Source organism: Streptomyces sp. BA2 (genome assembly GCF_009769735.1).
Classification (GTDB): Bacteria; Actinomycetota; Actinomycetes; order Streptomycetales; family Streptomycetaceae; genus Streptomyces.
In genome coordinates, this window is sequence record NZ_WSRO01000002.1 from 4,782,693 (window position 1) to 4,807,541 (window position 24,849).

Consider the following 24,849-nt stretch of genomic DNA (forward strand, 5'->3'; position numbering starts at 1 on the left):
CTTCAGGCCGCGACGAGATAGGAGAAGACCGACTCGAGGGACTCGTCCGATGGCGAGACCGCGAGGAGCCGGATGTCGTGATCGCGGGCGATGCGTGGCAACAGGGCGGTGAAGCGCCCGAAGTCGATGGCTTGGATGCGCAGGGCGCCTTCCTTGAGGTCGACTTCGATTCCTGCCGTCGACGGGTCTGCGATCAGGGCGGCGGCCAGGGCGCGGTCGTCGCTGGAACGCACCAAGTAGCGGTGCGGGCGGTCGGTCATCAGGCGGCGGATCTTGCGGAAGTCACCGCTCGCCGCGTGCCGGCCGGCCACGATCACCTCGATGTGCGAGGCGAGTTGCTCGACCTCTTCGAGGATGTGCGAGGAGAAGAGGACCGTGCGGCCCTCGTCTCCCATGCGCCGCAGCAGGTCCATCAGCTGCATGCGCTGGCGGGGGTCCATGCCGTTGAACGGCTCGTCGAGCAGGAGCACGGACGGTTCGTGGACGAGGGCGGACGCCATCTTCACGCGCTGGCGCATGCCCTTGCTGTACGTCGAGATCTTGCGGTCCTGCGCGTACTCCATCTCGACCGTGGCGAGGGCCTTGTGCGCGGCCCGCTTGTCCAGGCCGTGCAACTCGGCGTTGGCGACGACGAATTCGCGTCCGGTGAGGAAGTCGTACATCGCCTCGCGCTCGGGGACGATGCCGATGTCCTTGTAGATCTGTTCGTTGCGCCAGATCGGCTTGGCGTCGAGGGTGACGCTGCCGGTGGAGGGGGCGAGGAAGCCGCCCATCATGTTGATGAGGGTGGACTTCCCCGCGCCGTTCGGACCGAGGAGGCCGGTGACGCCCGGGCCTACGTTCATCGTGATGTCGTTGACCGCCACCACGTTGCCGAACCAGCGGGAGGTGTGGTCGATGTTGATGGTGCTCACAGCCCGACCTTTCGGTAGCGGCGCATCATCGCGCCGTAGCAGCCCGCGATGAGGGCGAGGACGACGATCACGTAGACCACGCCCGTGCCGGACGAGGGGCCTTCCCCTCCGGGGAAGGCGGAGGTCGCGCCGAGGAAGGCGGTCTGTACGCCGTCGATGAGCGTGATCGGCGAGAAGAGGCCGAGCCAGGCGATGGCGTCGGTGCTGCCCTGTTCGTAGGCGATGGCCTGGACCGTGGACACCGCTCCGTAGCTGATGGTCAGTACGGCGATGACAGCGGCGATCCCGAAGCCGCGGCGGGGCGTGATCGCGGAGATGACGAGGGCGATGCCGGAGAAGAGGAGCGAGAGCAGCGCCACGGAGACGAGCCCCTGGGCGAAGCCCTTGGTCTGGTCCGCAAAGTCGAGCTTGGCGAGCAGCGCCCCTACGTAGAGGACGAGCAGCGGCGCGGCCGTGAGGGCGAAGAGCGCGGAGGCCATCGCCGCGAACTTGGCGCGTACGTAGTCACTGTGCTCGATGGGGCGGGAGAAGTAGAGGGGGACGGTCTTGAAGCGCAGGTCGCGGGAGACCGTCTGGGGAGCCTGGGCGGCGAGGAAGAGACTGATGACGGCCTGCAGCACGATCGCGTAGCGGGTGTAGTCGAGGGGGAGGTCGTTCGCCTTGGTGGTCACGGCGACCGCCACCATGATCGCGGCGGGGACGCACATCACCGCGAAGAGAATCATGGGGAGGACCTTGGACTTGGCCGAGCGGCCGAGTCCGTACGCCCCGCGCAGGCTCTGTGAGAAGAGCGAGCGGCGGGCGTAGGCGCGGCCCAGGCGCGGGCCGTCGTAGTTGCGATAGCCGATGTTGTGGATCTGGGTCTGTTCGCCGGCGTGTGCCGGGGGCTGCTCAACCGCCATGGCGGACCGCCTCCTTCCGCGCTTCCGTCAGCTCGGTTTTCTCGGACTGTCCGGACTGTTCCGGCTGTTCGGACTGTTCGGACTGTTCGGACTGGAAGACCTCTGCGATGTGGTGCCTGCGCTGTTCCATCCGGACCAGGCCGAGGCCGAGGTCCGCGACGAGATCGCGGACCAGGTCGTACGTCTCGTCGCCGACCGCTTCGAGCAGCACGGTGTGCCCGGCGCCGGGCAGGCCGCTTCCCTCGTGGGTGGTGACCCCTCGACCCTGAAGTGCCTCGCGGAACACCTTCGTGCCGTCGGGGTGTTCGTCGGTGTCCGTCACCTCGACGGCCAGCGTCGTGGTGGTCTGGGTGAAGTCGGTGGTGGAGCTGGACCGCAGGAGCTTGCCGCCGTCGATGACGACGACGTGATCACAGGTGCGCTCGAGCTCGCCGAGCAGGTGCGAGGTGACCAGGACGGAGATGCCGAAGTCCGTGTGGACGCGGCGGATGAGGCCGAGCATCTCGTCGCGGCCCACGGGGTCGAGGCCGTTGGTCGGTTCGTCAAGGAAGACCAGGTCCGGGTCGTGGACGAGGGCCTGCGCGAGTTTCACGCGCTGCTTCATGCCTGTCGAATAGCCCCCGATGGGGCGGTAGCGCTCCTCATAAAGACCGACGTGCCGCAGCGTGTCCGCGGTGCGTTCACGGGCCGCCGTGGGCGGCAGTCCCGACATGCGCGCCATGTGGACGACGAACTCGGTGGCCGAGACGTCGGGCGGCAGGCAGTCGTGCTCGGGCATATAGCCGACGCGCTCACGGATCTGGCCGCCGCTGGTGGCGACGTCGAGGCCGAGCACAGCGGCGGTGCCCTCCGTGGCGGGGGACAGACCCAGCAGGATCTTGATCAGTGTGGACTTGCCGGCTCCATTGGCTCCGACGAGTCCGGTTACACCGGGCCCGATGTCCATGGAGAGCCGGTCAAGCGCGGTCACCCTCGGGAACCGCTTGCTCAGGCTTTCGGTCGCGATCACAGTCACGTTTCGAAGGTAGTGGCGCAGACCACACCGAGCGTCAGACCAGGGTGCTGTCCTCGCCTCACTCTCGGGTATTACGGGCCCGTAAGGGTCGTCCTGAGGTCGCCCCCTGGGGGATGCCCCCGGCTTAACCCCGGAGTCGGGTCCGGCTCGTGCACAGCTATTGACGTAGCCGCTGAGCATTGTCACATTCATCAGTGTCAAGTTACGGACGCGTACTGCGATGGAACGGACACGGACGGACGGTGGCATGACCTCAGCAGTGGCAGGTGAACTCTCCGCGGAACTGCGGGGGTTCAGGGAAGTGCAGACCCTCGCGTATGAATGCGCGGAGGCGGTCGCGGCGCAGCTCAAGCCGGGCGTGACCGAGCGCGAGGCGGCTCGGATGCAGCGTGAGTGGCTGCGGGAGCGGGGTGTGCGGGACTGGTTCCACCTGCCCTTCGCCTGGTTCGGGGACCGCACGGCGTTCGTGAACTTCCGGATACCGCTGCAGTTCTTCCCCACCAACCGCCGCCTCGAGCCGGGGATGCCTTTCATCCTCGACATGGCCCCGGTCTACAAGGGATACACGGCGGACATCGGCTACTCGGGCTGCCTCGGCCTCAATCCCGTGCACGACAAGCTGCTCGCCGATCTGGAGGCGCACCGCGAGCTGCTCCTGCGCGAGGTGCGTGAGCGCCGCCCGTTGCGCGAGATCTATGAGGACGTGGACCGGCTCATGGTCCGCCAGGGCTATGCCAACCGCCATCGCGCGTATCCCTTCGGCGTCATCGCGCACAAGGTCGACCGGGTCAAGGAGCGCCGCCTGTCGCCGAACGTCTTCGGCTTCGGCACGCAGTCCCTGAAGGGCCTTGCCAGCGACGCGATCCATGGGCACCGGGACGGCTGGTCGCCGCTCTGGTCGCCGTACAAATTCTCCGACCACCCGCCCCAGAAGGGGCTCTGGGCGGTCGAACCGCACCTCGGATTCAGGGGTACGGGCGCGAAGTTCGAGGAGATCCTGGTCGTCACCGACTCCAAGGACCCCGAAGAGAGCGCGTTCTGGCTGGACGACGATCTGCCGCATGTGCGGCGCTGGGCTGAGGAGAGGGCCGCCGCATGACCACGGGAGGAATCACCAAGGGAATCAAGGACGCCCGCGAGCGCTGGGTGCGTACGGGCGGAGTGGAGCTGTGCGTCGCCGAGCTGGGCGACCCGACACAGCCCACGGTGCTGCTCGTGCACGGCTATCCGGACTCCAAGGAGGTCTGGTCGGAGGTCGCCGAGCGCCTCGCCGACCGCTTCCACGTCGTGCTCTACGACGTGCGGGGCCATGGCAGGTCGACGGCTCCGCAGCCGTTGCGGGGCGGCTTCACCCTGGAGAAGCTGACCGATGACTTCGTGGCCGTCGCGGACGCGGTGAGCCCGGACAAACCGGTGCATCTGGTCGGCCACGACTGGGGTTCGGTGCAGGCCTGGGAGTTCGTGACGGTCAAGCGCACCGAGGGGCGCATCGCGTCCTTCACGTCGATGTCGGGGCCCTCGCTCGACCACTTCGGGCACTGGATCAAGAAGCGAATGACCCGGCCAACACCGCGCAAGGTCGGCCAGCTCCTCGGCCAGGGCGCCAAGTCCTGGTACGTGTACATGCTGCACACACCGGTGCTTCCCGAGCTCGCCTGGCGTGGTCCGCTCGGCAAGCGGTGGCCCAAGATCCTCGAACGCGTGGAGAAGGTGCCGGCGGGCGACTACCCGACGTCGTCGCTGCCGTCGGACGCCGCGCACGGGGCGTGGCTCTACCGCGACAACGTCCGCGCGCGGATGCGCAGGCCCCGCGCCGATGCCTACGCGCACGCCCCCGTGCAGCTCATCACTCCGTCCGGCGACATCTTCCTGTCCGAGCGGCTCTACGACGAACTGGAGCTGTGGGCACCGGAGTTGGTGCGCCGCAGCATCCCGGCCAAGCACTGGGTGCCCCGCACCCGCCCCGACCAACTGGCCGCGTGGATCACGGACTTCGTCACCACGAACGAGGACGGCGTGCCCGCCAACGACAGCGTGGCCACGGGGAAGCACGCCGATCGATTCGGCGGCCAGCTGGTCCTGGTCACGGGCGCCGGCAGCGGCATCGGCCGGGCCACCGCCTTCGCGTTCGCCGAGGCGGGCGCACGCGTCGTGGCCGTCGACCGGGACGCGGAGAGCGCGGCGCGCACGGCGGAGATGTCCCGTCTGATCGGCGCCCCCGAGGCCTGGGGCGAGACGGTCGACGTCACCGACGAGCAGGCCATGGAGAAGCTCGCTGAGAAGGTCGCCAGGGAGTACGGCGTCGTCGACGTCCTGGTGAACAACGCGGGGATCGGTCTCTCCGGCTCGTTCCTCGACACGAGCGCCGAGGACTGGAAGAAGGTCCTCGACGTCAATCTGTGGGGCGTGATCCACGGCTGCCGGCTCTTCGGCAAGCAGATGGCCGAGCGCGGCCAGGGCGGTCACATCGTCAACACCGCGTCCGCGGCGGCGTATCAGCCCTCCAAGGCCCTCCCTGCCTACAGCACCTCCAAGGCGGCGGTCCTGATGCTCAGCGAGTGCCTGCGCGCGGAGCTGGCGGGCCAGGGCATCGGGGTCTCCGCGATATGCCCCGGCTTCGTGAACACGAACATCACGGCGACCACGCACTTCACCGGCGTCGACGCCGAGGAGGAGAAGCGCCGCCAGAAGAAGACCTCGCGCCTGTACGGCCTGCGGAACTACCCGCCGGAGAAGGTCGCCGACGCGATCCTGCGCGCGGTCGTCAAGAACCAGGCCGTCGTCCCGGTCACCCCGGAGGCCCGTGGAGCCCACCTCATGTCCCGCTTCACGCCCAAGGTCCTGCGTGCGATAGCCCGATTGGAGCCGCCACTGTGAGCACGGAGAAGAGCACCGACACGAACACCGAGGAGCACTACGCGATCGTTCCGCGCCGGGTCTCGTTCGACTGGGATCGGACCCCGCTGCACTGGATACCGGACGAGCCCACCGCCACCCACGTGATCAACGTGCTGCATCTGCTTCTCCCCGCGGGGGAGCGGTGGTTCGTGAAGGTCTTCAAGGAAGGCCTGCCCCTGGTCACGGATCCAGTGCTGCTCAAGGACGTCAAGGGGTTCATGGGGCAGGAGGCGACGCACAGCGTGCAGCACGCGCACGTGCTCGATCACCTGGCGGCACAGCGGCTCGACACCGCCGCGTTCACCAAGTACGTCGACTTCCTCTTCGAGAAACTCCTCGGCGAGAAGCCGCCGTTGGGTGCTCCGATACCGACGCAGGAGTGGCTGCGCTTCCGCCTCGCGGTCGTCGCGGCGATCGAGCAGTTCACGGCGGTCCTGGGGAACTGGGTGCTGCACGCCGACGGCCTGGACCACGCGGACGGCGACGAGGTCATGCTCGACCTGCTGCGCTGGCACGGCGCGGAGGAGGTCGAGCATCGCTCGGTCGCCTTCGACATGTATCAGCACTGCGGCGGCGATGGCCTGCCCCGCTATGCCCGCCGCATCGCGGGCATGACGGTCACGGCGCCCGTGATGCTGTACCTGTGGGTCTGGGGCACCGCCTATCTGATGCGCCGGGACCCCCAGCTCGCGGGCCGCCTCCGCTACTCGCTGGTCGAGCACAACAAGGCCGTCCGGAAGGGCCTGCTGCCCCCATGGCGGGAGCTCGGTGCGGCCATACCCCGCTATCTGCGGCGGTCGTACCATCCCTCGCAGGAAGGCTCGCTGCGCAAGGCCGTCGAATATCTGGCGGAGTCACCCGCGGCACGGGCCGCGGCCGCTGCGGTCGGCCGAGCGGCCATCGCCTAGCACGAGGGTTTACGGAGGCGGGGAGCGTGGACGAGCAGTCGGGCGCCGGGCAGGGACCGGTGGGTCACCACGGCGCCGGGCAGGGGCCAGTGGGTCACCGCGGCGCCGGGCCCAGACCGGCGGAGTACCGCATCGAGGATCTGGCGCACCACAGCGGCGCCACGGTCCGCACGATCCGCGCCTACCAGGACCGCGGCCTGCTCCCCCGGCCCGAGCGGCGCGGCCGGGCCAATGTGTACGGCGACGCGCATCTGGCCCGGTTGAGACAGATCGCCGATCTGCTCGACAGGGGCTACACCCTGGCCTCCATCAAGGAGCTGCTCGAAGCCTGGGACGCGGGCCGGGGACTCGGCGGCGTCCTGGGTCTCGCCGCCGAGGTCGGCGGCCCGTGGACGGACGAGAAGGCCGACCGGATGACGCGGGCGGAGCTGGACGCGGCGTTCGGCGGAGAGCCTGACGAGGCCGCGGTGGCCGACGCGATAGCGCTCGGCGTGCTCGAGCCCATGCCGGGCAGGGAAGACGAATTCCTGGTGCCAAGCCCTCAAGAGCTCGCGGTCGCCGTGGAGTTGCATGCCGCCGGGGTTCCGCTGTCCGCAATATCGGGCCATCTGCGGGAGTTGAGGGGGCAGGTCGAGCACATAGCCTCCCGTTTCCTGGAGTTCACCACAGAGCATGTCTTCGCGCGCTATCTCGGCCAGCATCCGCCGAGCGAGGCGGACGCGGCGGAGGCGGCCGCGCTCGTCCGGCGTCTGAGGCCCCTTGCACAGCAGTCCGTCGACGCCGAACTGGCCCGCGCCATGCGGCTGTTCGCGACCCGGCACCTCCAGCAGCACCTCGCGTCCGGGCAGCCGCCCTCACGTACGAACGAGCCGCTTCGTGTGGCGCTTCCCGCGTCGACAATGCAGGCCGTGGAGAGCCTCGTTGGGCGGGAGAATGCCGCCGCGTTCGTGGCGGCGGCCGCCGAACGTGAGGTTCAGGCCAGGACATTGGACTCACTTGCGGCAAGTCGCCTCAATCACGGATCTGTTGACCAAAAGGGCTAAACGGCTTGGGTGTTGTCCACAGAATCGCCAATTCCCCTGTGGATAACTGGACTTGGCTGTGGATCAAACCTGTGGACGAAATGTGATGGATGAAAAGTCGGTGGACGAAAATCAAGTGCGAGGAGAACGCTTCGGAGCGAGGCTGAACGGATGAATAGAGAAGCCCCCTCCGACGGCTCGGCGGGCGAGCGCCGCACCGTGAAGGTGTCGAAATACCTGTCCAAGCACCTGCGTCATCAGCCGGAAAGGATCGGTCTCACGCTCGACGAGAGCGGCTGGGTGGAGATCGACGCCCTCATCGCGGCAGCGGAGGCGCACGGTTTCCGCTTCACGCGTGCCGAGCTGGAGCATGTGGTGGCCGTGAACGACAAACAGCGCTTCGCCGTGGCGGACGGCCGGATCCGTGCCAGTCAGGGGCACTCCGTCGACGTCGACCTCAATCTGCCTCCAGCGACCCCGCCCGCGTACCTCTTCCACGGCACGGTGGCCCGCAGTACGGCCGCGATCCGCGTCGAGGGCCTGCGGCCCATGAACCGCCACGCCGTGCATCTCTCGCCCGACCGCGAGACCGCCACCCGCGTCGGCGCCCGTCGCGGCCGGCCGGTCGTGCTCTCCGTCGACGCGGGCGCGATGCACCGCGACGGCCATGTCTTCCAGGTCAGCGCCAACGGCGTCTGGCTCACCGCCGCCGTACCCCCTGCCTACCTCCGCTTCCCGGCCCCGCACTGACCAGGCAGGGGCGAGGAGCTGCAGGGGCGCACGTTCTCGGGGCATACGCTCGGATACATGAGTTTGCGTCTGAGCACCGTGATCCTGCCCGTCCGCCGCTGGCACGAAGGCGGCAAGGAGCGCTGGCAGCGGGCCGAGGAACTGGGCTTCCACACCGCGTACACCTATGACCACCTCTCCTGGCGGACCTTCCGGGACGGGCCCTGGTTCGGCGCGGTGCCGACCCTGACCGCCGCCGCGGCCGCCACCGACCGGCTGCGCCTCGGCACCCTGGTCACCTCGCCGAACTTCCGGCACCCGGTGACCCTCGCCAAGGACCTGATCACGCTGGACGACGTGTCCGACGGCCGGATCACCCTCGGCATCGGCGCGGGCGGCAACGGCTTCGACGCCACCGCACTGCTCAAGGCGGGCGACGAGCCCTGGGCCCCGCGCGAACGGGCCGACCACTTCGGCGAGTTCCTGCCGCTGCTCGACCGTCTTCTTACTGAAGACGTCGTTTCGTACGAGGGCGCGTACTACTCGGCCTCCGAGGTGCGGAACATCCCGGGCTGTGTCCAGCGCCCCCGGCTGCCCTTCGCGGTCGCCGCGACCGGGCCGCGCGGCCTGAAGCTCGCCGCGCGCCACGGTCAGGCGTGGGTGACCACGGGCGACCCGAAGCTCTTCGAGAACGGCACCCCGGAGCAGTCACTTCAAGCCATCCGCGGACAGGCCGAGAAGCTGGCCACGGCGTGTGACGCGATCGGGCGCGACGTCGCCGAGCTCGACAAGATCCTGCTCACCGGCTTCACCCCCGACCGTCCCCTGGACTCCTTCGACGCCTTCGTCGACTTCGCAGGCAACCACGCTGAGCTGGGCTTCAACGAGATCGTTCTGCACTGGCCGCTGCCGGGAACGGATTTCGCCGCCGACGAGAAGGTCTTCGAGCGGATCGCCACGGAGGCCCTGGTGCAGCTGGGAGACAGCACAACAGGGGCATAAACGCACTCAGATGTGCGCCCCAGCGCACGCCCGTGCACCCATGTGCGGGACAATCGATGGCGTGACCTCAGCTACCCCACGGCCCAAGACCCCGGCCGCCTCCGCCCTCCACCGGCCCAAGGCCCGGCTGATCGCCACGGACCTGGACGGCACCCTTCTGCGTGACGACAAGTCCGTGTCCGACCGCACCGTCGCCGCACTCGCCGCCGCCGAGCGAGCCGGGATCGAGGTCTTCTTCGTGACCGGCCGCCCGGCCCGCTGGATGGACGTCGTCAGCGCTCACGTGCACGGCCACGGCCTCGCCATCTGCGGCAACGGCGCCGCCGTGGTCGACCTGCACGACGGATCGGGCGGCCATCGCTTCGTGAAGGTGCGGGAGCTGCGGAGCGAGGACGCGCTCGACGTCGTCCGCCTGCTGCGCGCGGCGGCCCCGGGCACGTCCTTCGCGGTCGAGCGGACCGGCGGACTGCACCACGAACCGACGTACCCGCCCCTGCACCTGGAGCCCGGCGAGAGCATCGCCCCCGCGGAGAAGCTCCTCGCCGAGGACTCCGAGAACGCGACCCAGCCCATCCTGAAGGTCCTCGCCTTCCACCCCGAGATCACGCCCGACGACTTCCTGACCGTGGCCCGCGATGCCGTGCGCGGCCAGGTGGAGATCACCCGGTCGAGCCCGAGCGCCCTGCTCGAGATCAGCGGCCCGGGAGTCTCCAAGGCCAGCACCCTGGAGCTGTGCTGCGCCGAGCGCGGCATCACGCCCGCGGAGGTCGTCGCCTTCGGGGACATGCCGAACGACATCGAGATGCTCACCTGGGCGGGCACGTCGTACGCGATGGGCAACGCGCACCCGGACGTGCTCGCCGCCGCTTCGGGACGCACGGTCGCCAACAACGAGGACGGCGTCGCGATCGTCATCGAGCGGATCCTGGACGAGCAGCGGGACTGACGGCAGGACAGCGGCAAAGCGAGAAGCGGGCCGCCCGAAAAGCGAGAAGCGGGCCGCCCGCTAGAGCCGCACTCCCCGCTCGTCCAGCCACTCGGCGGGGTCCACGCCGGACCCCAGATGCGGCGTGAGCCGCACCTCGAAGTGCAGGTGCGGCCCCGTCGAGTTGCCGGTGGTGCCCGCCTGCCCGACCCACTGCCCGGGGTCCACCCGTTCGCCCTGGTCGACGGCGACGGCGGCCAGGTGCGCGTACTGCGTGTAGTAGCCGCCCTCGTGCTCCACCACGACCTCGATGCCGAAGGCGCCCCCGCACGACACGGACACCACCCGGCCCGCGCCGACCGCCCGCACCGGCGCCCCGATGCCGACCGCGAAGTCCTGCCCCGTGTGCCGGTGCGACCAGCGGCCACCGGCACTGTCGAAGCCCGCCGACAGTTCGTACGTCTCCACGGGCGTCGTCCACGCGCGCGTGGAGTCCGTTTCCGGCTGATCCAGGCGTACGGCGCCTCTGCACTGCCCGGCGGCGACCGACCGGTCGGCCTCGCCCTGCAAGGTCCACTGCGCCGATTCCAGCTTGCTCTCGATCCCGTGCTTCAGCTCCGCGAGGTGGTCGTGGCGGCGGTCCAGGGCGCGTTTGGCACGGTCCGCGGTGCGCTTGGCGTCCGCGAGCCTGGCGGCGGCACGCTGGGTCTTGCCGACGGTGTGGGTGACGGCGAGATCCGCCTGCCGCATCAACCGCTGACCACGCACCAGCTCTTCGGGGCTTTCGGCGAGCAGGAGTTGGGCGGTCTGGGAAAGGCCACCGCCGCTGCGGTACTGGGCGCTGGCCATCCGGCCGAGGTCCGCGTGCAGCACGTCGACCGCGTGCCGCTTCTTCGTAAGGAGTCGGTCCAGTTTCCGGACCTTCGCGCGCTGCACCTCGGCCGCTTGTCGGCCCTCTTCGTAGCGTGCGGTCGCCGCGGAAGCCTCCTCGTAGAGGCGTGCCACTTCGGCGCTCGCGCCCGGTCCGTCGCCCGGTCCGTCGCCCGATCCGTCTCCCGATCCATCGCCCCGTTCCTCGGAGGCGTCGGCGGGCATGGGGCACAGGAGCGCGCACAGCAGTACCGTCACGGCGACGAGCGGGTGGTGGGTACGGCGGTGGCTCAAGCGCATGTCAGGGATGGTTGCCCTGCCGCCGTGGCGGGGTCGTACTCAACTCGTACACCCGGGGCACCCAGTGCCCCGAACAGCCCACTTCCGTACGGCCGAACAGGGCCCGCCGTGCCGGACGGCGGCGGCCCCTACTGGTAGGGCGCCACTAGTAGGGCGCCTGCCACACCACCGCCGTACCGCCCCCGTCCTCCCCGATGCCGGACCCGTACCAACTGTCCCCGCCGAGCGACTCCGCACGCCTCTTGAGGTTCTTCAGGCCGCTGCGCCGGCCGCCCTCCGCGATGCCTACTCCGTCGTCCGAGACCGTCAGGCGTACGCCCTGCTGACCGTCGGGCAGGATCACCGTCGCGTCGACGACGACGTCGATGCGGTCGGCCCGCGCATGCCGGAACGCGTTGGACAGCGCCTCGCGCAGAGCCGCGATGAGGTTCTTGCCGGTGAGCTCGCCGACCACGGTGTCGACGGGCCCGACGAAGTGGTGCGTGGGCTTGAAGCCGAGCGGCACCGCGGCCATGTTGATCTCGCGAAGGACCCGCGTACGCAGCCCCGAAGGAGCCTCGGCCGGTCCCTGCTGCAAGGCGAAGATCGCCGTACGGATCTCCTGGATCGTCACGTCGAGCTCGTCGACGGCCTTGCCCACCCCCGTCTGCACCTCGGGCACGACGGACCTGCGCTGGGCGCTCTCCAGCATCATCCCGGTGGCGAACAGGCGCTGGATCACGAGGTCGTGCAGGTCCCGCGCGATCCGGTCGCGGTCCTCGTACACCGCGAGCCGTTCTCGGTCGCGCTGCGCCTCGGCCATCATCAGCGCGAGGGCGGCCTGCGAGGCGAACTGGGTGGCGAGGGTCCGCTCGGTCTCGCTGAACGGCCGAGCGCCACGCGCGCGTGGCGTGACGAGCGTCCCCATGACGCGGCCGTCGCTCTGCAGCGGCAGCATCATGACGGGGCCGTAGCCGCGGGCGAGGTCGGTCATGACGCGCGGGTCCGTGGCCGCGTCGTCGAGGAACACGGAGTCACCGGCGAGCAGATCGGTGATGATCCGGCTCTCCGGGGGGACGACCACGCCGAGAATCCCGGAGGGTTCGTCCGAGGAGACGGCGACGATCTCCATGCCGCCCTCGTCGTCGGGCAGGAGCACGATCCCCGCGGCCGAGTCGGCGAGATGGCGGGCCTGTTCGGCGACGACGGCGAGCGCCTCCTCCGCATCGCTCCCCGAGAGCAGCGCCGTGGTGACCGCCACGGAACCGTCGATCCAGCGCTCGCGCTGCATGGCGGCTTCGTAGAGGCGGGCGTTGCCGATGGCGATGCCCGCCTCCGTCGCGAGCACGCGGACCATGTGCACGTCGTACTCGTTGAAGTCGGCGCCGCCCCGCTTCTCGGTCAGGTAGAGGTTGCCGAAGATCTCGCCCTGGACGCGGATGGGGACGCCGAGGAAGGTCCGCATCGGCGGGTGGTGGGCCGGGAAGCCGCACGAGCGCGGGTCGGCCGAGAGGTCCGCGAGGCGCAGCGTCTCCGGCTGGTGGATGAGGGCGCCGAGCAGCCCCTTGTGTCCGTCGGGCAGGCGCCCGATGCGCTCGGCGGTCTTCTCGTCGATGCCGGTGTAGACGAAGTCGGAGAGCCCCTTGCCGTCTTCGGAGACGACGCCGATCGCCGCGTAGTGGGCGTCCGCGAGCTCGGCCGCCGTCTCGCAGATGCGGTCGAGCGTGGTGTGCAGTTCGAGCCCGGCGCCCACGGAGCGCATCGCCTCCAGGAGCTGCGGCACGCGCGCGGTGAGCTCGGGGGAGAGCCCCTGAAGGCCGCGGGTCGCCTTCTTTGCCGCCTCGACCGGGTCCGATGTGCCATCGGGTTGCTCAGAAGCGGCGGAGGCCGAGGGGGCTGACATGCCTTTGAGAGTAGTTAGTCCTATTTGGCGAGGAAAGTCGGGGCCCCGAGCCGACTGGCTCGGCGCCCCGCGGCCCTACCCGGCGGCCGTCACCAGCAGGTCCGCCGCCCGCTCCCGTTCCAGCATGCGCCGCAGCGGCCCGTCCACCACCACGAGGTCCGCGTACGGACCACGCTGCACCACCCGGCCGGCGTCCAGGACGATCACCTCGTCCACCGCGTCGAGCCCGGCGAGCCGGTGCGTGATGAGCACCGTCGTACGGCCTTCGGTGGCAGCAAGGAGGTCGTCGGTGAGCGCGTCGGCGGTCGGCAGGTCGAGATGTTCGGCCGGCTCGTCAAGGACGAGTACGGGGAAGTCGGCGAGCAGCGCGCGGGCCAGGGCGATGCGCTGCCGCTGGCCTCCGGAGAGCCGGGCCCCGTGCTCGCCGACCAGGGTGTCGAGCCCTTCGGGGAGCGAGTCGGTCCACTCCCGCAGCCGGGCCCGCGCAAGGGCGCCGCGCAGTTCGTCGTCACTGGCGCCCTTGCGTGCGATGAGCAGGTTCTCGCGTACGGAGCTGTCGAAGATGTGCGCGTCCTGCGCGCAGAGCCCGACGAGTTCGCGCACGGTGTCGCCGTCCAGCGTGGCCGCGTCCGTGCCGCCCAGGCTGTACGACCCTTCGCTCGCCCCCAGGAAGCGCAGCAGCACCTGGGCGAGCGTCGTCTTGCCGGAACCCGAAGCGCCGACCACCGCGATGCGCCGACCACGCTCCAGCGTCAGGCCGACGCCCGCGAGCGCGTCCCGGTCCTGGCCCTCGTACCGGGCGTGCAGCCCCTCGACACGGAGCGGGAAGGGCGTCTGCGGGCGCTGTGCGGGGACAGCGGGCTCGGGGACGGGTTCGGGGGCGTCCAGGACCTCGTAGACGCGCTCGGCGCTCTTCCTGACGCGCTGGCGGTACTGCACGGCGAGGGGCAGCCCGAGGACCGCCTCGAAGGCGGCGAGCGGAGTGAGGACGACGACGGCGAGGGCAATGCCGCTGAGCCGCCCGTCGTGCACCGCCGGTACGCCGACGAGAGCGGCGGCGGCCACGGTGAGACCGGTGGCGAGCGCGCCGAGCCCGTCGCCGAGCGCCGTGGCCGTGGCGGTCCTGGACGCGATGCGGGTCAGCGCGGCATCGGCTTCCTTCGCCTTGGCCGTACGCCGGGTCAGCGCGCCCGCGACCGTCAACTCGGCGGTACCGGTGAGCAGATCGGCCACGCGGGTGGCCAGCACCCCGCGCGCGGGGGCGAGCTTGCGCTCCGCCCGGCGGGCGACGGCTCCGGAGAGCAGCGGTACGCCCACCCCGGCGATGAGCAGGCCGACGGCGAGGACCGCGCCGGCCTCGGGCAGCAGCCAGGCGGTGAAGCCGACGGCTCCGGCGCCCACGACAGCGGCGGCCGACGCGGGCAGGAGCCAGCGCAGCCAGTAGTCCTGCAAGGCGTCCACGTCGGCGACCAGGCGGGAGAGGAGGTCCCCGCGGCGGGTCTTCCTGAGCCCGGCCGGGGCGAGGCGCTCAAGGCGGCGGTAGACGGCGACGCGGGTGTCGGCCAGCATGCGCAGGACGGCGTCGTGCGAGACGAGGCGCTCCGCGTAGCGGAAGACGGCACGGCCCATGCCGAAGGCGCGGGTGGCCGTCACCGCGATCATCAGGTACATCACCGGCGGCTGCTCGGACGCCCGGCTGATCAGCCACCCCGAGGTCGCCATCAGCCCTACGGAGCTGCCGATCGCGAGGGCGCCGAGGAGAAGGGCGAGCACGAGCTTGCCCTTCCGCGCCTGTGCGGCACCCCGCACCCGGGCCAGCACGTCGCCCTTCGGGTGGGGTATCTCGTACCCCTCCTCGCGGCCACCCGGCACGATCGGGCCGCCGGGGGAGAGGGAATCGCCGGCAACGGCACCCGGCACCTTGACGGCGTGCCCACGGCGCTGGACCTCACCGACGTGTGCATCCAGCCGTACGACACGATCCGCAACCCCCAGCAACGCCGGCCGATGCACCACCAGCAGCACGGTCCGCCCCACGGCCAGCCGCCGAACCGCCTCGACGACGCCCTCCTCGGTCTCCCCGTCCAGAGCCGCGGTCGGCTCGTCAAGGAGGACCACAGGCCGGTCGGCCAGGAACGCCCGCGCCAGAGCGAGCCGCTGCCGCTGCCCGGCCGAAAGCCCCGCCCCGTCCTCCCCGAGCAGCGTCCCCACACCACCCGGCAGCGCGGAAACGAACCCCCAGGCCCCCGCCGCCTCCAACGCATCGCGCACGGAAGCGTCGTCCGCGTCCGGCCGCGCAAGGCGTACGTTCTCCGCGATGGACCCGGCGTACAGGTGCGGCCGCTGCGGGACCCAGGCGATCCGCTCCCGCCACCGCTCCGGCGCGACCTCGGCCAGGTCGACGCCCCCGACACACACCCGCCCCTCAGCAGGCTCGACGAACCCGAGGACCACGTCGAGCAGCGTCGACTTGCCCACGCCGCTGGGCCCGACCAGAGCCACGGTCTCGCCGGGCTCCACCGCGAACGAAACCCCGGAGACCGCGTCCGAAGACCGGCCCGGATACCGGACCGTCACGCCCTCCACGCTCAACGTCCCCGAAGGAGCCGGTGCGTCCCCGGCGGCCCGCACCGGAGCCTCCAGGACCTCGAAGATCTCCTCGGCGGCGGAGAGCCCCTCCGCCGCCGCGTGGTACTGCGCTCCGACCTGCCGCAGCGGCAGGTAGGCCTCGGGCGCGAGGATCAGGATCACCAGACCCACGTACAGATCCATGTCGCCGTGGACGAGCCGCATTCCGATCGTCACCGCGACCAGCGCCACGGACAGCGTCGCGAGGAGTTCGAGCGCGAACGACGACAGGAAGGCGATGCGCAGCGTACGCATCGTCGCCTGTCGGTACTCGCCCGTGATCTGCCGGATCGACTCGGCCTGCGCCTTCGCGCGTCCGAACACCTTCAGGGTCGGCAGGCCCGCCACCACGTCCAGGAAGTGCCCCGACAGACGGGACAGGAGCCGCCACTGACGGTCCATCCGGTTCTGGGTCGCCATACCGATCAGGATCATGAAGATCGGGATCAGCGGCAGCGTCACGACGATGATCGCCGCCGACACCCAGTCCTCGGTGACGATCCTCGCGAGCACCGCCACCGGAACCACCACCGCGAGCCCCAACTGCGGCAGATAGCGCGAGAAGTAGTCGTCGAGTGCGTCCACGCCCCGCGTGGCCAGCGAGACCAGCGACCCCGTCCGCTGGCTGCTCAGCCAGCCCGGACCCAACAGCCCCGCCCGGTCGAGCAGCCGCCCCCGCAGCTCCGACTTCACCGCCGCGCTCTCCCGGTGGGCGGCGAGCTCGGTCAGCCAGGCGACAAGCGCCCGCCCCGCCGCGACCACCACGAGCAGGACGAACGGCGTCCCCAGATCGCCGAGGGCGAGCCCCTTCTGGAAGGCACCGACCACGATCTCGGCGATGAGCATCGCCTGAGCGACGACCAGGCCCGCCCCGGCGACGCCGAGGACCACCACCGCGGCCAGGAAGAACCGGGTGGCACGGGCGTACCGCAGCAGACGCGGGTCGATTGGTTTCACGTGAAACACACCCTCCGAGGGACCGGAAGAAGACAGCCGATGGGCTCAGGGACCAACACGCGAGGACTCAGTGCGCCGCGTCCGCGATGTGCTGCGTACCGATCCGCTTGCGGAACACCCAGTAGGTCCACGACTGGTAGAGCAGCACGATCGGCGTCGCGATGCCGGCGCACCAGGTCATGATCTTCAGGGTGTAGGGACTCGACGAGGCGTTGGTGACCGTGAGGTTCCACTCCTCGTTCAGCGACGACGGCATGACGTTAGGGAAGAGCGTCAGGAAAATCATCGCGAAAGCCGCCGCGATCGTGATGCCCGACAGCGCGAACGACCAGCCCTCGCGCCCCACCTTGATCGCCCCGATGGCACCCACCAGCGCGACCACGGCCACGATCATCGCGACCAGGCTCTTGCCGTCGCCGTTGTCCGCCTGCGTCCAGAGCAGGAACCCGAGCGCCAGGACAGCGGCCGCCAGGCCGAGCCCGAGTGCCAGCTTCCGCGCCCGCACACGGATGTCCCCCACCGTCTTGAGCGAGGCGAAGACCGCGCCGTGGAAGGTAAACAGCGCCAGGGTGACCAGGCCGCCCAGGATCGCGTACGGGTTCAGCAGGTCCCAGAAGCCGCCCACGTACTCCTTGTGGGCGTCGATCTTCACGCCGCGCGTGATGTTGGCGAAGGCCACGCCCCACATCACGGCCGGGATCAGCGAGGTCCAGAAGATGGCCTGCTCCCAGTTGCGCTGCCAGTTCTCCTCGGGCCGCTTCGCCCGGTACTCGAAGGCGACACCGCGCACGATCAGGCAGAGCAGGATGATCAGGAGGGGCAGATAGAAGCCGGAGAAGAGCGTCGCGTACCACTCGGGGAAGGCGGCGAAGGTCGCGCCGCCCGCCGTGAGCAGCCACACCTCGTTGCCGTCCCAGACGGGGCCGATGGTGTTGATGAGCACCCGCTTCTCGGTCCTGTCACGGGCGAGCAGTTTGGTGAGGATGCCGATCCCGAAGTCGAAGCCCTCCAGGAAGAAGTAGCCGATCCACAGGACTGCGATCAGCACGAACCAGACGTCGTGAAGTTCCATGTCGATCAACTCCCTCAGTACGAGAAGGCCATGGGCCGGTCGGCATCGGCGTCATCATCGGAACCCGAGCCGGAACCGGGACCGCCGATCTTGGTGGGCGGGTTGAGGTCGGCCTCGGTGAGCTCGGGCGGACCCGCCTTGATGTACTTGAGCAGCAGCTTCACCTCGATCACGGCGAGGATCGCGTAGATCCCGGTGAACACGACCAGCGAAGTGATCACCTCACCCTGCGACACCCCCGGCGAGACCGCGTCCTGGGTCTTCAGGACGCCGTAGACCACCCAGGGCTGCCGCCCGGTCTCGGTGAAGATCCAGCCCCAGGCGGTGCCGATGAGGGGGAAGATCAGCGTCCACTGGGAGAGCCGCCACCACCAGTTGCCGAGCTTCGGCGTCAGTTCCTTGTTCTTGGTGAGCATGAGCTTCGGCACGTCGTCCTCGCCCGTGCGGTGCTCAGGCGCCAGCCAGAACTTCTTCCGCGTCAGCCAGAGTCCGGCGGTGCACAGGGCCATCGAGACCCCGCCGAAGCCGATCATCCAGCGGTAGGACCAGTAGGCGGTGGGGATGTTGGGCCGGTAGTCGCCGGGCCCGAACTTCTCCTGCGCCTCCTTGTTGAGGTCGTTGATGCCGGGGATCTCGGCGCTGAAGTTGTTCTTGGCGAGGAAGGAAAGGACCCCGGGGACCTCGATGGCGACCTTGTTGTGTCCCTCGGAGACATCGCCGTACGCGAAGAGCGAGAACGGCGCCGGCTTCTCCGACTCCCACAGGGCCTCGGCGGCCGACATCTTCATCGGCTGCTGCTCGTACATGACCTTGCCGAGGGTGTCGGCGCTGACCACGGTGAGGAGGGTGCCGACGAACGCGGTGACCAGGCCGAGCCGCATCGACATCCGCATGGTGCGGATGTGCTGCTTCTTGCGCAGGTGGAAGATCGCGATGCCGGTCATGAAGGCGCCGCCGACCAGGACGGCCGCCGAGATGACGTGGAAGAAGTTGACCAGCGTCGTCTCCTGGAAGAGCACCTTCGAGAAGTCGGTGAGCTCCGCGCGCTTGGTGCCGTCCCGCTCCACGATCTTGTAGCCGACCGGGTGCTGCATGAAGGCGTTGGCCGCGATGATGAAGTACGCCGACGCGATGGTTCCGGCGGAGACGATCCAGATCGTGGCGCAGTGCAGCTTCTTCGGGAGCTTGTCCCAGCCGAAGATCCACAGGCCGATGAAGGTCGACTCGAAGAAGAAGGCGATGAGCGCCTCGAAGGCGAGCGGCGCCCCGAAGACGTCACCGACGAAGCGCGAGTAGTCGGACCAGTTCATGCCGAACTGGAACTCCTGGACGATGCCGGTGACGACACCCATCGCGATGTTGATCAGGAACAGCTTTCCCCAGAACTTGGTCGCCCTGAGGTAGTGCTCCTTGCCCGTGCGCACCCAAGCCGTCTCCAGGATCGCCGTGAGGGCGGCCAGCGAGATCGTCAGAGGGACGAACAGGAAGTGGTAGACGGTGGTTATGCCGAACTGCCATCGCGCCAATGTCTCGGGCGCCAGAGCCAGATCCACGTCGACTTCTCCTTACGGCCGTGCTCACCTCGGCGGTTTGCGCCTTTAATCCCACTTACCTCGGGAGCAACCGGGACACGCTTGTGAACGCGTTCACATTCACAAGCAATTATGTCGCACAAGCTGTCGGCACGTGAAGGGGGGGTCCCCCTTTACCGCGGGGAACACGAGCAGGGCCCCGGGGAACACCCCCGGGGCCCTGCTGTCGGAACACCGCCGGAGGCTAGAGCTCCTTGCGGAACGCCTCCGCCGCCTGCAGGAAGATGTCGTTCGCCTCGGTCTCCCCGATCGTGGCCCGCATCCCCTCGCCCGCGAACGGCCGTACGACCACGCCGGCCTTCTCGCACGCCGCCGCGAAGTCGGTCGTACGCTCCCCGAGCCGCAGCCACACGAAGTTCGCCTGCGTCTCGGGCACGGTCCAGCCCTGCCCGCGCAGCGTCTCGACCACCCGCGTGCGCTCGGCGACCAACGAGCCGACGCGGCCCATCAGCTCGTCCTCGGCCCGCAGCGAAGCCACCGCCGCGTCCTGCGCGAGCTGGCTCACCCCGAAGGGCACCGCCGTCTTGCGCAGCGCGGCGGCCACCGGCTCATGGGCGATCGCGAAGCCGACGCGCAGGCCCGCGAGGCCGTACGCCTTGGAGAACGTACGCAGCACGGCGACGTTCGGACGCTCGCGGTAGATCTCCACGCCGTCCGGCACCTCGGCATCCCGGATGAACTCGCGGTAGGCCTCGTCGAGCACCACAAGGACATCGCTCGGCACCCGGTCGAGGAACCGCTCCAGCTCGGCCCTGCGCACCACGGTGCCGGTCGGGTTGTTCGGGTTGCAGACGAAGATCAGCCGCGTCCGGTCGGTGATGGCGTCGGCCATCGCGTCCAGGTCGTGGACGTCCCCCGGCGTCAGCGGCACCTTCACCGACGTGGCCCCGCTCACCTGCGTGATGATCGGGTACGCCTCGAAGGACCGCCAGGCGTAGATGACCTCATCCCCCGGGCCCGACGTGGCCTGGATCAGCTGCTGCGCGACGCCGACGGAACCGGTGCCCGTCGCCACGTGCGACACCGGCACCCCGAAGCGGTCGGCGAGTTCACTCATCAGGCCCGTGCACGCCATGTCGGGGTAGCGGTTGAACGCACCCGCGGCGGCGAGCGCGCTCTCCATGACGCCCGGCAGCGGCGGGTAGGGGTTCTCGTTCGAGGACAGCTTGTAGGCCACCGGGCCATCGGCCGCGGCGGGCTTCCCCGGCTTGTAAGTGGGGATACCCTCCAGCTCGGCACGCAGCCTCGGGCTCGTCTCGCTCACCGCAGTCCTCCTCTTGAACGCCTGAACACCTGAACACCCTGAACTTCAATACTCCTCACCTTATGAGGATTCAGCTCTGCTGCGAATGGGTCAGGGGCATCCGCTCCGCTGGGCGTGCAACGAGGGGGGAGCGCTCCCCCCTCCAGTGCGCGCCGGTGGCTCACTCCGTGGCGCGCATCACCCGTGAAGGTGAGTTGAGACCTCTTCGAAACATCGCTCATTTGGCAGGCCTGTGCGCGACGACAAGGGACCGTCCACCCTCGAACCCGCCAACTCCCTTGCAATCCAAGGCTGTTGACCCGTTTCAGCCATGCAGAAACGTGCCTGTCAACGAGTGAATATGCGTCCGCACTACCCACCCTCATGAGCCCTACTATCGGCTCGCCATGACAGCAGCAGGGAACCACCAGGTGAGCCGAGCGGAGACCGCCCGCCGGGGCAACCGGCAGAGCCGAGCGGGCATCAGAGACGTCGCCGCAGCCGCCGGTGTCTCCATCACGACTGTCTCCGACGCTCTCAACGGCAAGGGCCGGCTCCCGGACGCCACCCGACGCCATGTCCGCGAGGTCGCCGAACGGCTGGGCTATCGCCCCTCCGCGGCGGCCCGAACGCTCCGTACCGGCAAATCGGGCCTGATCGGCCTGACCGTGACGACCTACGGGGATGAACCTTTCACCTTCACCGAATTCGCGTACTTCGCGGAGATGGCCAGAGCCGCGACCTCGGCCGCGCTGGCCCGCGGCTACGCCCTCGTCATCCTGCCCGCCACCTCCCGGCGCAGCCCGGTCGACGTGTGGTCGAACGTCGCGCTCGACGGCACCGTCGTCGTCGATCCGTCCGACCACGACCCCGTCGTCAGCGAACTCGTGCGCCAGGGCCTACCCGTCGTGTCCGACGGCCGTCCGGCCGGGTCTCTGCCGGTCACCGCCTGGGTCGACAACGACCACGAGGCGGCGGTCCTCGAAATCCTCGACCACCTCGCGGCGGCCGGAGCCCGCCGGATCGGACTGCTCACCGGGACCACCACGGACACGTACACCCATCTGTCCACGACCGCCTATCTGCGCTGGTGCGAGCGCGTCGGACAGGACCCGGTGTACGAGTCCTACCCGGCCCACGACCCGTGTGCCGGCGCGGTCGCTGCCGACCGGCTGCTCGCAAGACCCGACCGCCCCGACGCCGTCTACGGCCTCTTCGACCCCAACGGAACAGACCTCCTCGCCGCCGCCCGGCGGTACGGCCTGCGCGTCCCCGACGACCTGCTGCTCGTCTGCTGCAGCGAATCCACGGTCTACGCCACCACCGAACCCCCCATCACCACGCTCTCGCTCAAACCGCGGCGCATCGGCACGGCCGTCGTCCAGCTCCTCATCGACGCCATCGAAGGCCTCGATTCGGGCCGGCCCGTCGAGCAGGTGATACCGACGGAGCTGATCGTGCGCACCTCGTCCGAGCGACGTCCACCGCGTACGACGGTCAGCCCACCCCGCTCACCCGGAACCGGTTGAGCGTGCCGGTCGGCGGGGAGAACCCCCGTCGACCGGTCATCAAGTGGCCGCCAACCGGTCGCCGACCGGCCGCCGACCGGCCGTCAACCGAAACCGCCTGGCACATCCCGGTCGTGGCCTGGGGGGAAACCCCTACCCAATTCGGGAGAAAACCTCGGTGAACTGGGGTTCCGCACTGATTCACCACCCCTGGTGCACCACACAGCGCGAGCCGCATTCCTATGATGGGCGGACGACACCGCGGGCCGCTGCGACCAAGCAGTCCGATCTCGGTGCAGATGCGGCGCAATGGTGGTGGAGGGGTCGATGACTCAGGGGGCCGGTCAGGGACCCGATGTGCGGACGGCGACGTTGCGCGACTTCCGCGTTCCGGCGTACGTCCATGAGACCGGTCCGGTCCAGGGGGATCCGGCGGGCGTGGCGGTTCCGGGCGCCCCCGGGGAGGCCCCCGGGACGCTGGACGACGGCTACACCCCCACCCAGCGCGATCTGCCCGTCATCAACCGCGGCGACACCGTGCAAGTGGAGGTGCAGGCCATGCCCGAGCCTCCACAGGCGCCGGCGTCCGACGAACACGGCCCGCTGTTCGTGGTGGGCGATGTGCACGGCTATCTGGACGAGCTGCTCGCGGCGCTCCAGGAGCAGGGCCTCATCGACGCCGAGGGTGACTGGTCCGCGGGCAACGCGCGCCTGTGGTTCCTCGGCGACTTCACCGACCGCGGCCCGGACGGCATCGGCGTCATCGACCTCGTGATGCGGCTTTCCGCGCAGGCCGCGGCCGCCGGCGGCTACTGCAAGGCGCTCATGGGCAACCACGAGCTGCTCCTCCTGGGCGCCAAGCGGTTCGGCGACACCCCGGTCAACTCGGGCGCAGGCACGGCCACCTTTCAGGCCGCCTGGCTCCTGAACGGCGGCCAGAAGACCGACATGGAGCGCCTCGAGGACCACCATCTGCAGTGGATGGCCCGCCTCGACGCGATCGAGGCGGAGGACGGGCATCTCCTGATGCACTCCGACACAACCGCCTATCTGGATTACGGCGACTCGATCGAAGCCGTGAACGACACGGTCCGCGAGACCCTCACACGCAACGACGCCGACGAGTGCTGGGACCTCTTCCGGAAGTTCACCAAGCGCTTCGCCTTCCGCGACGAGTCGGGCCCCTCCGCCGTACGCGAACTCCTCGACATGTACGGCGGCCACCGCATCGTGCATGGCCACAGCCCCATCCCGTATCTGCTCGGTGACGTCGGCTCCGAGGATGACTCGGACGGGGGCGGTCCGGTCATCGAGGGGCCGCACATCTACGCAGGCGGCCTGGCCATCGCCATGGACGGCGGCGTGACCATGGCCGGAAAACTGCTGGTCTGCCAACTCCCCCTGGATAACTGAGCGTTCGCTGGGCAGGTGCACCTCTACACGATCACGCTGGCCAAGGGGCCTATTTCCGGAAACCCCCTGTCACCGCGTGCCTTCACGGCTCTACCATCGGCTTATCCGTAGCAGGCTCCCCTCCGTTTCTGCCCGACGGCTCGTAGCCATGCGAGCCCCAAGCCCTACGGAGCATCGGGGGATGCACATGAACAGCGCTCCACACCTGCTCAATGAGGACCGCCCCGAGTACGAGCGGATCCTCAACGAGGCGCTGCGCACGGCACCGAATCGACCTGATCTCGCCGCAGTGGGCGAGCGGCTCAATCCCGAGCAGCTGCGCACCATGGCCCTGAACGCCACTGCGCTGATCACTGCCGCCGCCACGACCGAGTACACGCACTATGTGAAGGTCCGCGAAGAACTGCGCGAAAGCGGATCTGCCGCACCATCGATCCGGGAGCGGAGCAGCGAGGGACCGGCGGAAGCCGGCTCCGGCGGCATCGGTCTCGCCACCACGATGGGGGAGGTCACCACCCAGGCTTCAGGGGCGGGGGCCATCGCCGTCGTCGCGGTGCTCGCACCGGTCCTCGCCGGGGCAGCCGCCGCGATCTTCCTGCTCGTCGGCTACATCCTGAAGATGCTCAACCCCGAGCCCGCCTTCGCGGACACCATGCTCACCGCGGGGTGGCTGTTCGGCGCGCTCACCGCAGGGGGCATCCTGATCGCCGCGATCGGCCTGCTCCTGACCGCCCTGCGCAACGGCGCCACGTCGCTCCAGGCCGGTCCGTACGGAGAACGGAACGAGGAGGTGGTTCGCGCCAGGGAAGCCTGGGGCGAGGCACTCATGGAGCGCGGCGTCCTGCCGTTCCTGCGGGAGGCGCTCGCGGATCCGGGGGCGGCGCACGCGGCTCGTACACCGTCGACGGACCCGGGCGGCCGCATGCCCCAGCTCGGCTACAACAGGCCGGGATTCAGCAGCCCGGACGGCGGCCCGGCGGCGGGACCGCGCCCGAGCTTCTCGAGCCCGGACTTCTCAAGCCCGGACTTCGGCGGTCCCGACCACAAGCCGGAGTAGTACGCACACCGG

The 24,849-nt window shown here is 69.6% G+C and carries 19 protein-coding genes; 10 read left to right on the top strand and 9 right to left on the bottom strand.

From position 1 onward, the window contains the following. Nucleotides 1-2: 2 nt before the first annotated feature. The 3 genes from E5671_RS24265 to E5671_RS24275 are packed head-to-tail and all read right to left on the bottom strand — an operon-like array spanning nt 3 to nt 2,825. The gene (locus E5671_RS24265; RefSeq protein WP_160506048.1) at nt 3-914 is read right to left on the bottom strand and encodes an ATP-binding cassette domain-containing protein; all 912 of its coding nucleotides are present in this window, start codon (nt 912-914) and stop codon (nt 3-5) included. After that, complete coding sequence (locus tag E5671_RS24270; protein ID WP_160506049.1) at nt 911-1,816, bottom strand: ABC transporter permease; 906 nt, start codon at nt 1,814-1,816, stop codon at nt 911-913. The genes E5671_RS24265 and E5671_RS24270 overlap by 4 nt, the downstream gene beginning before the upstream one ends. Next, a complete protein-coding gene (locus E5671_RS24275) occupies nt 1,806-2,825 on the bottom strand; it encodes an ATP-binding cassette domain-containing protein (protein ID WP_160510385.1) in 1,020 nt (339 codons plus the stop codon). Before E5671_RS24275 ends, E5671_RS24270 begins: the two co-directional genes overlap by 11 nt. Before the next feature lie 253 nt (nt 2,826-3,078). Here E5671_RS24275 and E5671_RS24280 point away from each other — a divergent pair, with 253 nt between their 5' ends. The 7 genes from E5671_RS24280 to E5671_RS24310 all read left to right on the top strand — a co-directional run bounded on the left by E5671_RS24280 (nt 3,079) and on the right by E5671_RS24310 (nt 10,336). Beyond that, nucleotides 3,079-3,930, top strand: coding sequence for a M24 family metallopeptidase (locus E5671_RS24280; RefSeq protein ID WP_160506050.1), 852 nt, complete (start codon nt 3,079-3,081; stop codon nt 3,928-3,930). Then, on the top strand, nt 3,927-5,708 hold the full coding sequence (locus tag E5671_RS24285) for an SDR family oxidoreductase (protein WP_160506051.1): 1,782 nt from the start codon (nt 3,927-3,929) through the stop codon (nt 5,706-5,708). The genes E5671_RS24280 and E5671_RS24285 overlap by 4 nt, the downstream gene beginning before the upstream one ends. After that, complete coding sequence (locus E5671_RS24290) at nt 5,705-6,637, top strand: metal-dependent hydrolase (RefSeq protein ID WP_160506052.1); 933 nt, start codon at nt 5,705-5,707, stop codon at nt 6,635-6,637. The genes E5671_RS24285 and E5671_RS24290 overlap by 4 nt, the downstream gene beginning before the upstream one ends. An 89-nt stretch (nt 6,638-6,726) precedes the next feature. After that, on the top strand, nt 6,727-7,680 hold the full coding sequence (locus E5671_RS24295) for a MerR family transcriptional regulator (protein ID WP_160510386.1): 954 nt from the start codon (nt 6,727-6,729) through the stop codon (nt 7,678-7,680). Between the two features lie 150 nt (nt 7,681-7,830). After that, nucleotides 7,831-8,409 (top strand): RNA 2'-phosphotransferase, encoded by a 579-nt coding sequence (locus tag E5671_RS24300; protein WP_160506053.1) that lies wholly within the window; start codon nt 7,831-7,833, stop codon nt 8,407-8,409. A 57-nt stretch (nt 8,410-8,466) separates the two neighbouring features. Further along, complete coding sequence (locus E5671_RS24305) at nt 8,467-9,390, top strand: LLM class flavin-dependent oxidoreductase (RefSeq protein WP_160506054.1); 924 nt, start codon at nt 8,467-8,469, stop codon at nt 9,388-9,390. 61 nt (nt 9,391-9,451) lie between these two features. Beyond that, entirely contained in the window at nt 9,452-10,336 is an 885-nt protein-coding gene (locus tag E5671_RS24310; protein ID WP_160506055.1) for a Cof-type HAD-IIB family hydrolase, read from the top strand. 60 nt (nt 10,337-10,396) lie between these two features. Here the strand turns inward: E5671_RS24310 and E5671_RS24315 are convergent, their stop codons facing one another. From E5671_RS24315 to hisC, 6 genes are all read right to left on the bottom strand, one after another. After that, entirely contained in the window at nt 10,397-11,485 is a 1,089-nt protein-coding gene (locus E5671_RS24315) for a M23 family metallopeptidase (protein ID WP_160506056.1), read from the bottom strand. 145 nt (nt 11,486-11,630) lie between these two features. Then, nucleotides 11,631-13,367 carry a GAF domain-containing sensor histidine kinase gene (locus E5671_RS24320; protein ID WP_160506057.1) on the bottom strand — a complete coding sequence of 579 codons (1,737 nt, stop codon included), beginning with the start codon at nt 13,365-13,367 and terminating at the stop codon, nt 11,631-11,633. Between the two features lie 75 nt (nt 13,368-13,442). Continuing rightward, nucleotides 13,443-16,952: a thiol reductant ABC exporter subunit CydD gene (cydD, locus tag E5671_RS24325; protein WP_160506058.1), complete on the bottom strand. Its 3,510-nt coding sequence runs from the start codon at nt 16,950-16,952 to the stop codon at nt 13,443-13,445. Nucleotides 16,953-17,019: 67 nt separating this feature from the next. After that, nucleotides 17,020-18,024, bottom strand: coding sequence for a cytochrome d ubiquinol oxidase subunit II (gene cydB, locus E5671_RS24330; protein ID WP_160506059.1), 1,005 nt, complete (start codon nt 18,022-18,024; stop codon nt 17,020-17,022). 14 nt (nt 18,025-18,038) lie between these two features. After that, nucleotides 18,039-19,577 (bottom strand): cytochrome ubiquinol oxidase subunit I, encoded by a 1,539-nt coding sequence (locus E5671_RS24335; protein WP_160506060.1) that lies wholly within the window; start codon nt 19,575-19,577, stop codon nt 18,039-18,041. Nucleotides 19,578-19,800: 223 nt separating this feature from the next. After that, nucleotides 19,801-20,880, bottom strand: a complete 1,080-nt coding sequence (gene hisC / locus E5671_RS24340) for a histidinol-phosphate transaminase (protein WP_160506061.1) — start codon at nt 20,878-20,880, stop codon at nt 19,801-19,803. Between the two features lie 386 nt (nt 20,881-21,266). On the opposite strand from hisC, the gene E5671_RS24345 reads away from it, so the two are divergent. From E5671_RS24345 to E5671_RS24355, 3 genes are all read left to right on the top strand, one after another. After that, the gene (locus E5671_RS24345) at nt 21,267-22,388 is read left to right on the top strand and encodes a LacI family DNA-binding transcriptional regulator (protein WP_160506062.1); all 1,122 of its coding nucleotides are present in this window, start codon (nt 21,267-21,269) and stop codon (nt 22,386-22,388) included. Between the two features lie 291 nt (nt 22,389-22,679). Further along, nucleotides 22,680-23,780, top strand: coding sequence for a metallophosphoesterase (locus E5671_RS24350; RefSeq protein WP_443032798.1), 1,101 nt, complete (start codon nt 22,680-22,682; stop codon nt 23,778-23,780). 181 nt (nt 23,781-23,961) lie between these two features. Beyond that, nucleotides 23,962-24,837, top strand: coding sequence for a hypothetical protein (locus E5671_RS24355; RefSeq protein ID WP_160506064.1), 876 nt, complete (start codon nt 23,962-23,964; stop codon nt 24,835-24,837). Nucleotides 24,838-24,849 lie beyond the last annotated feature (12 nt).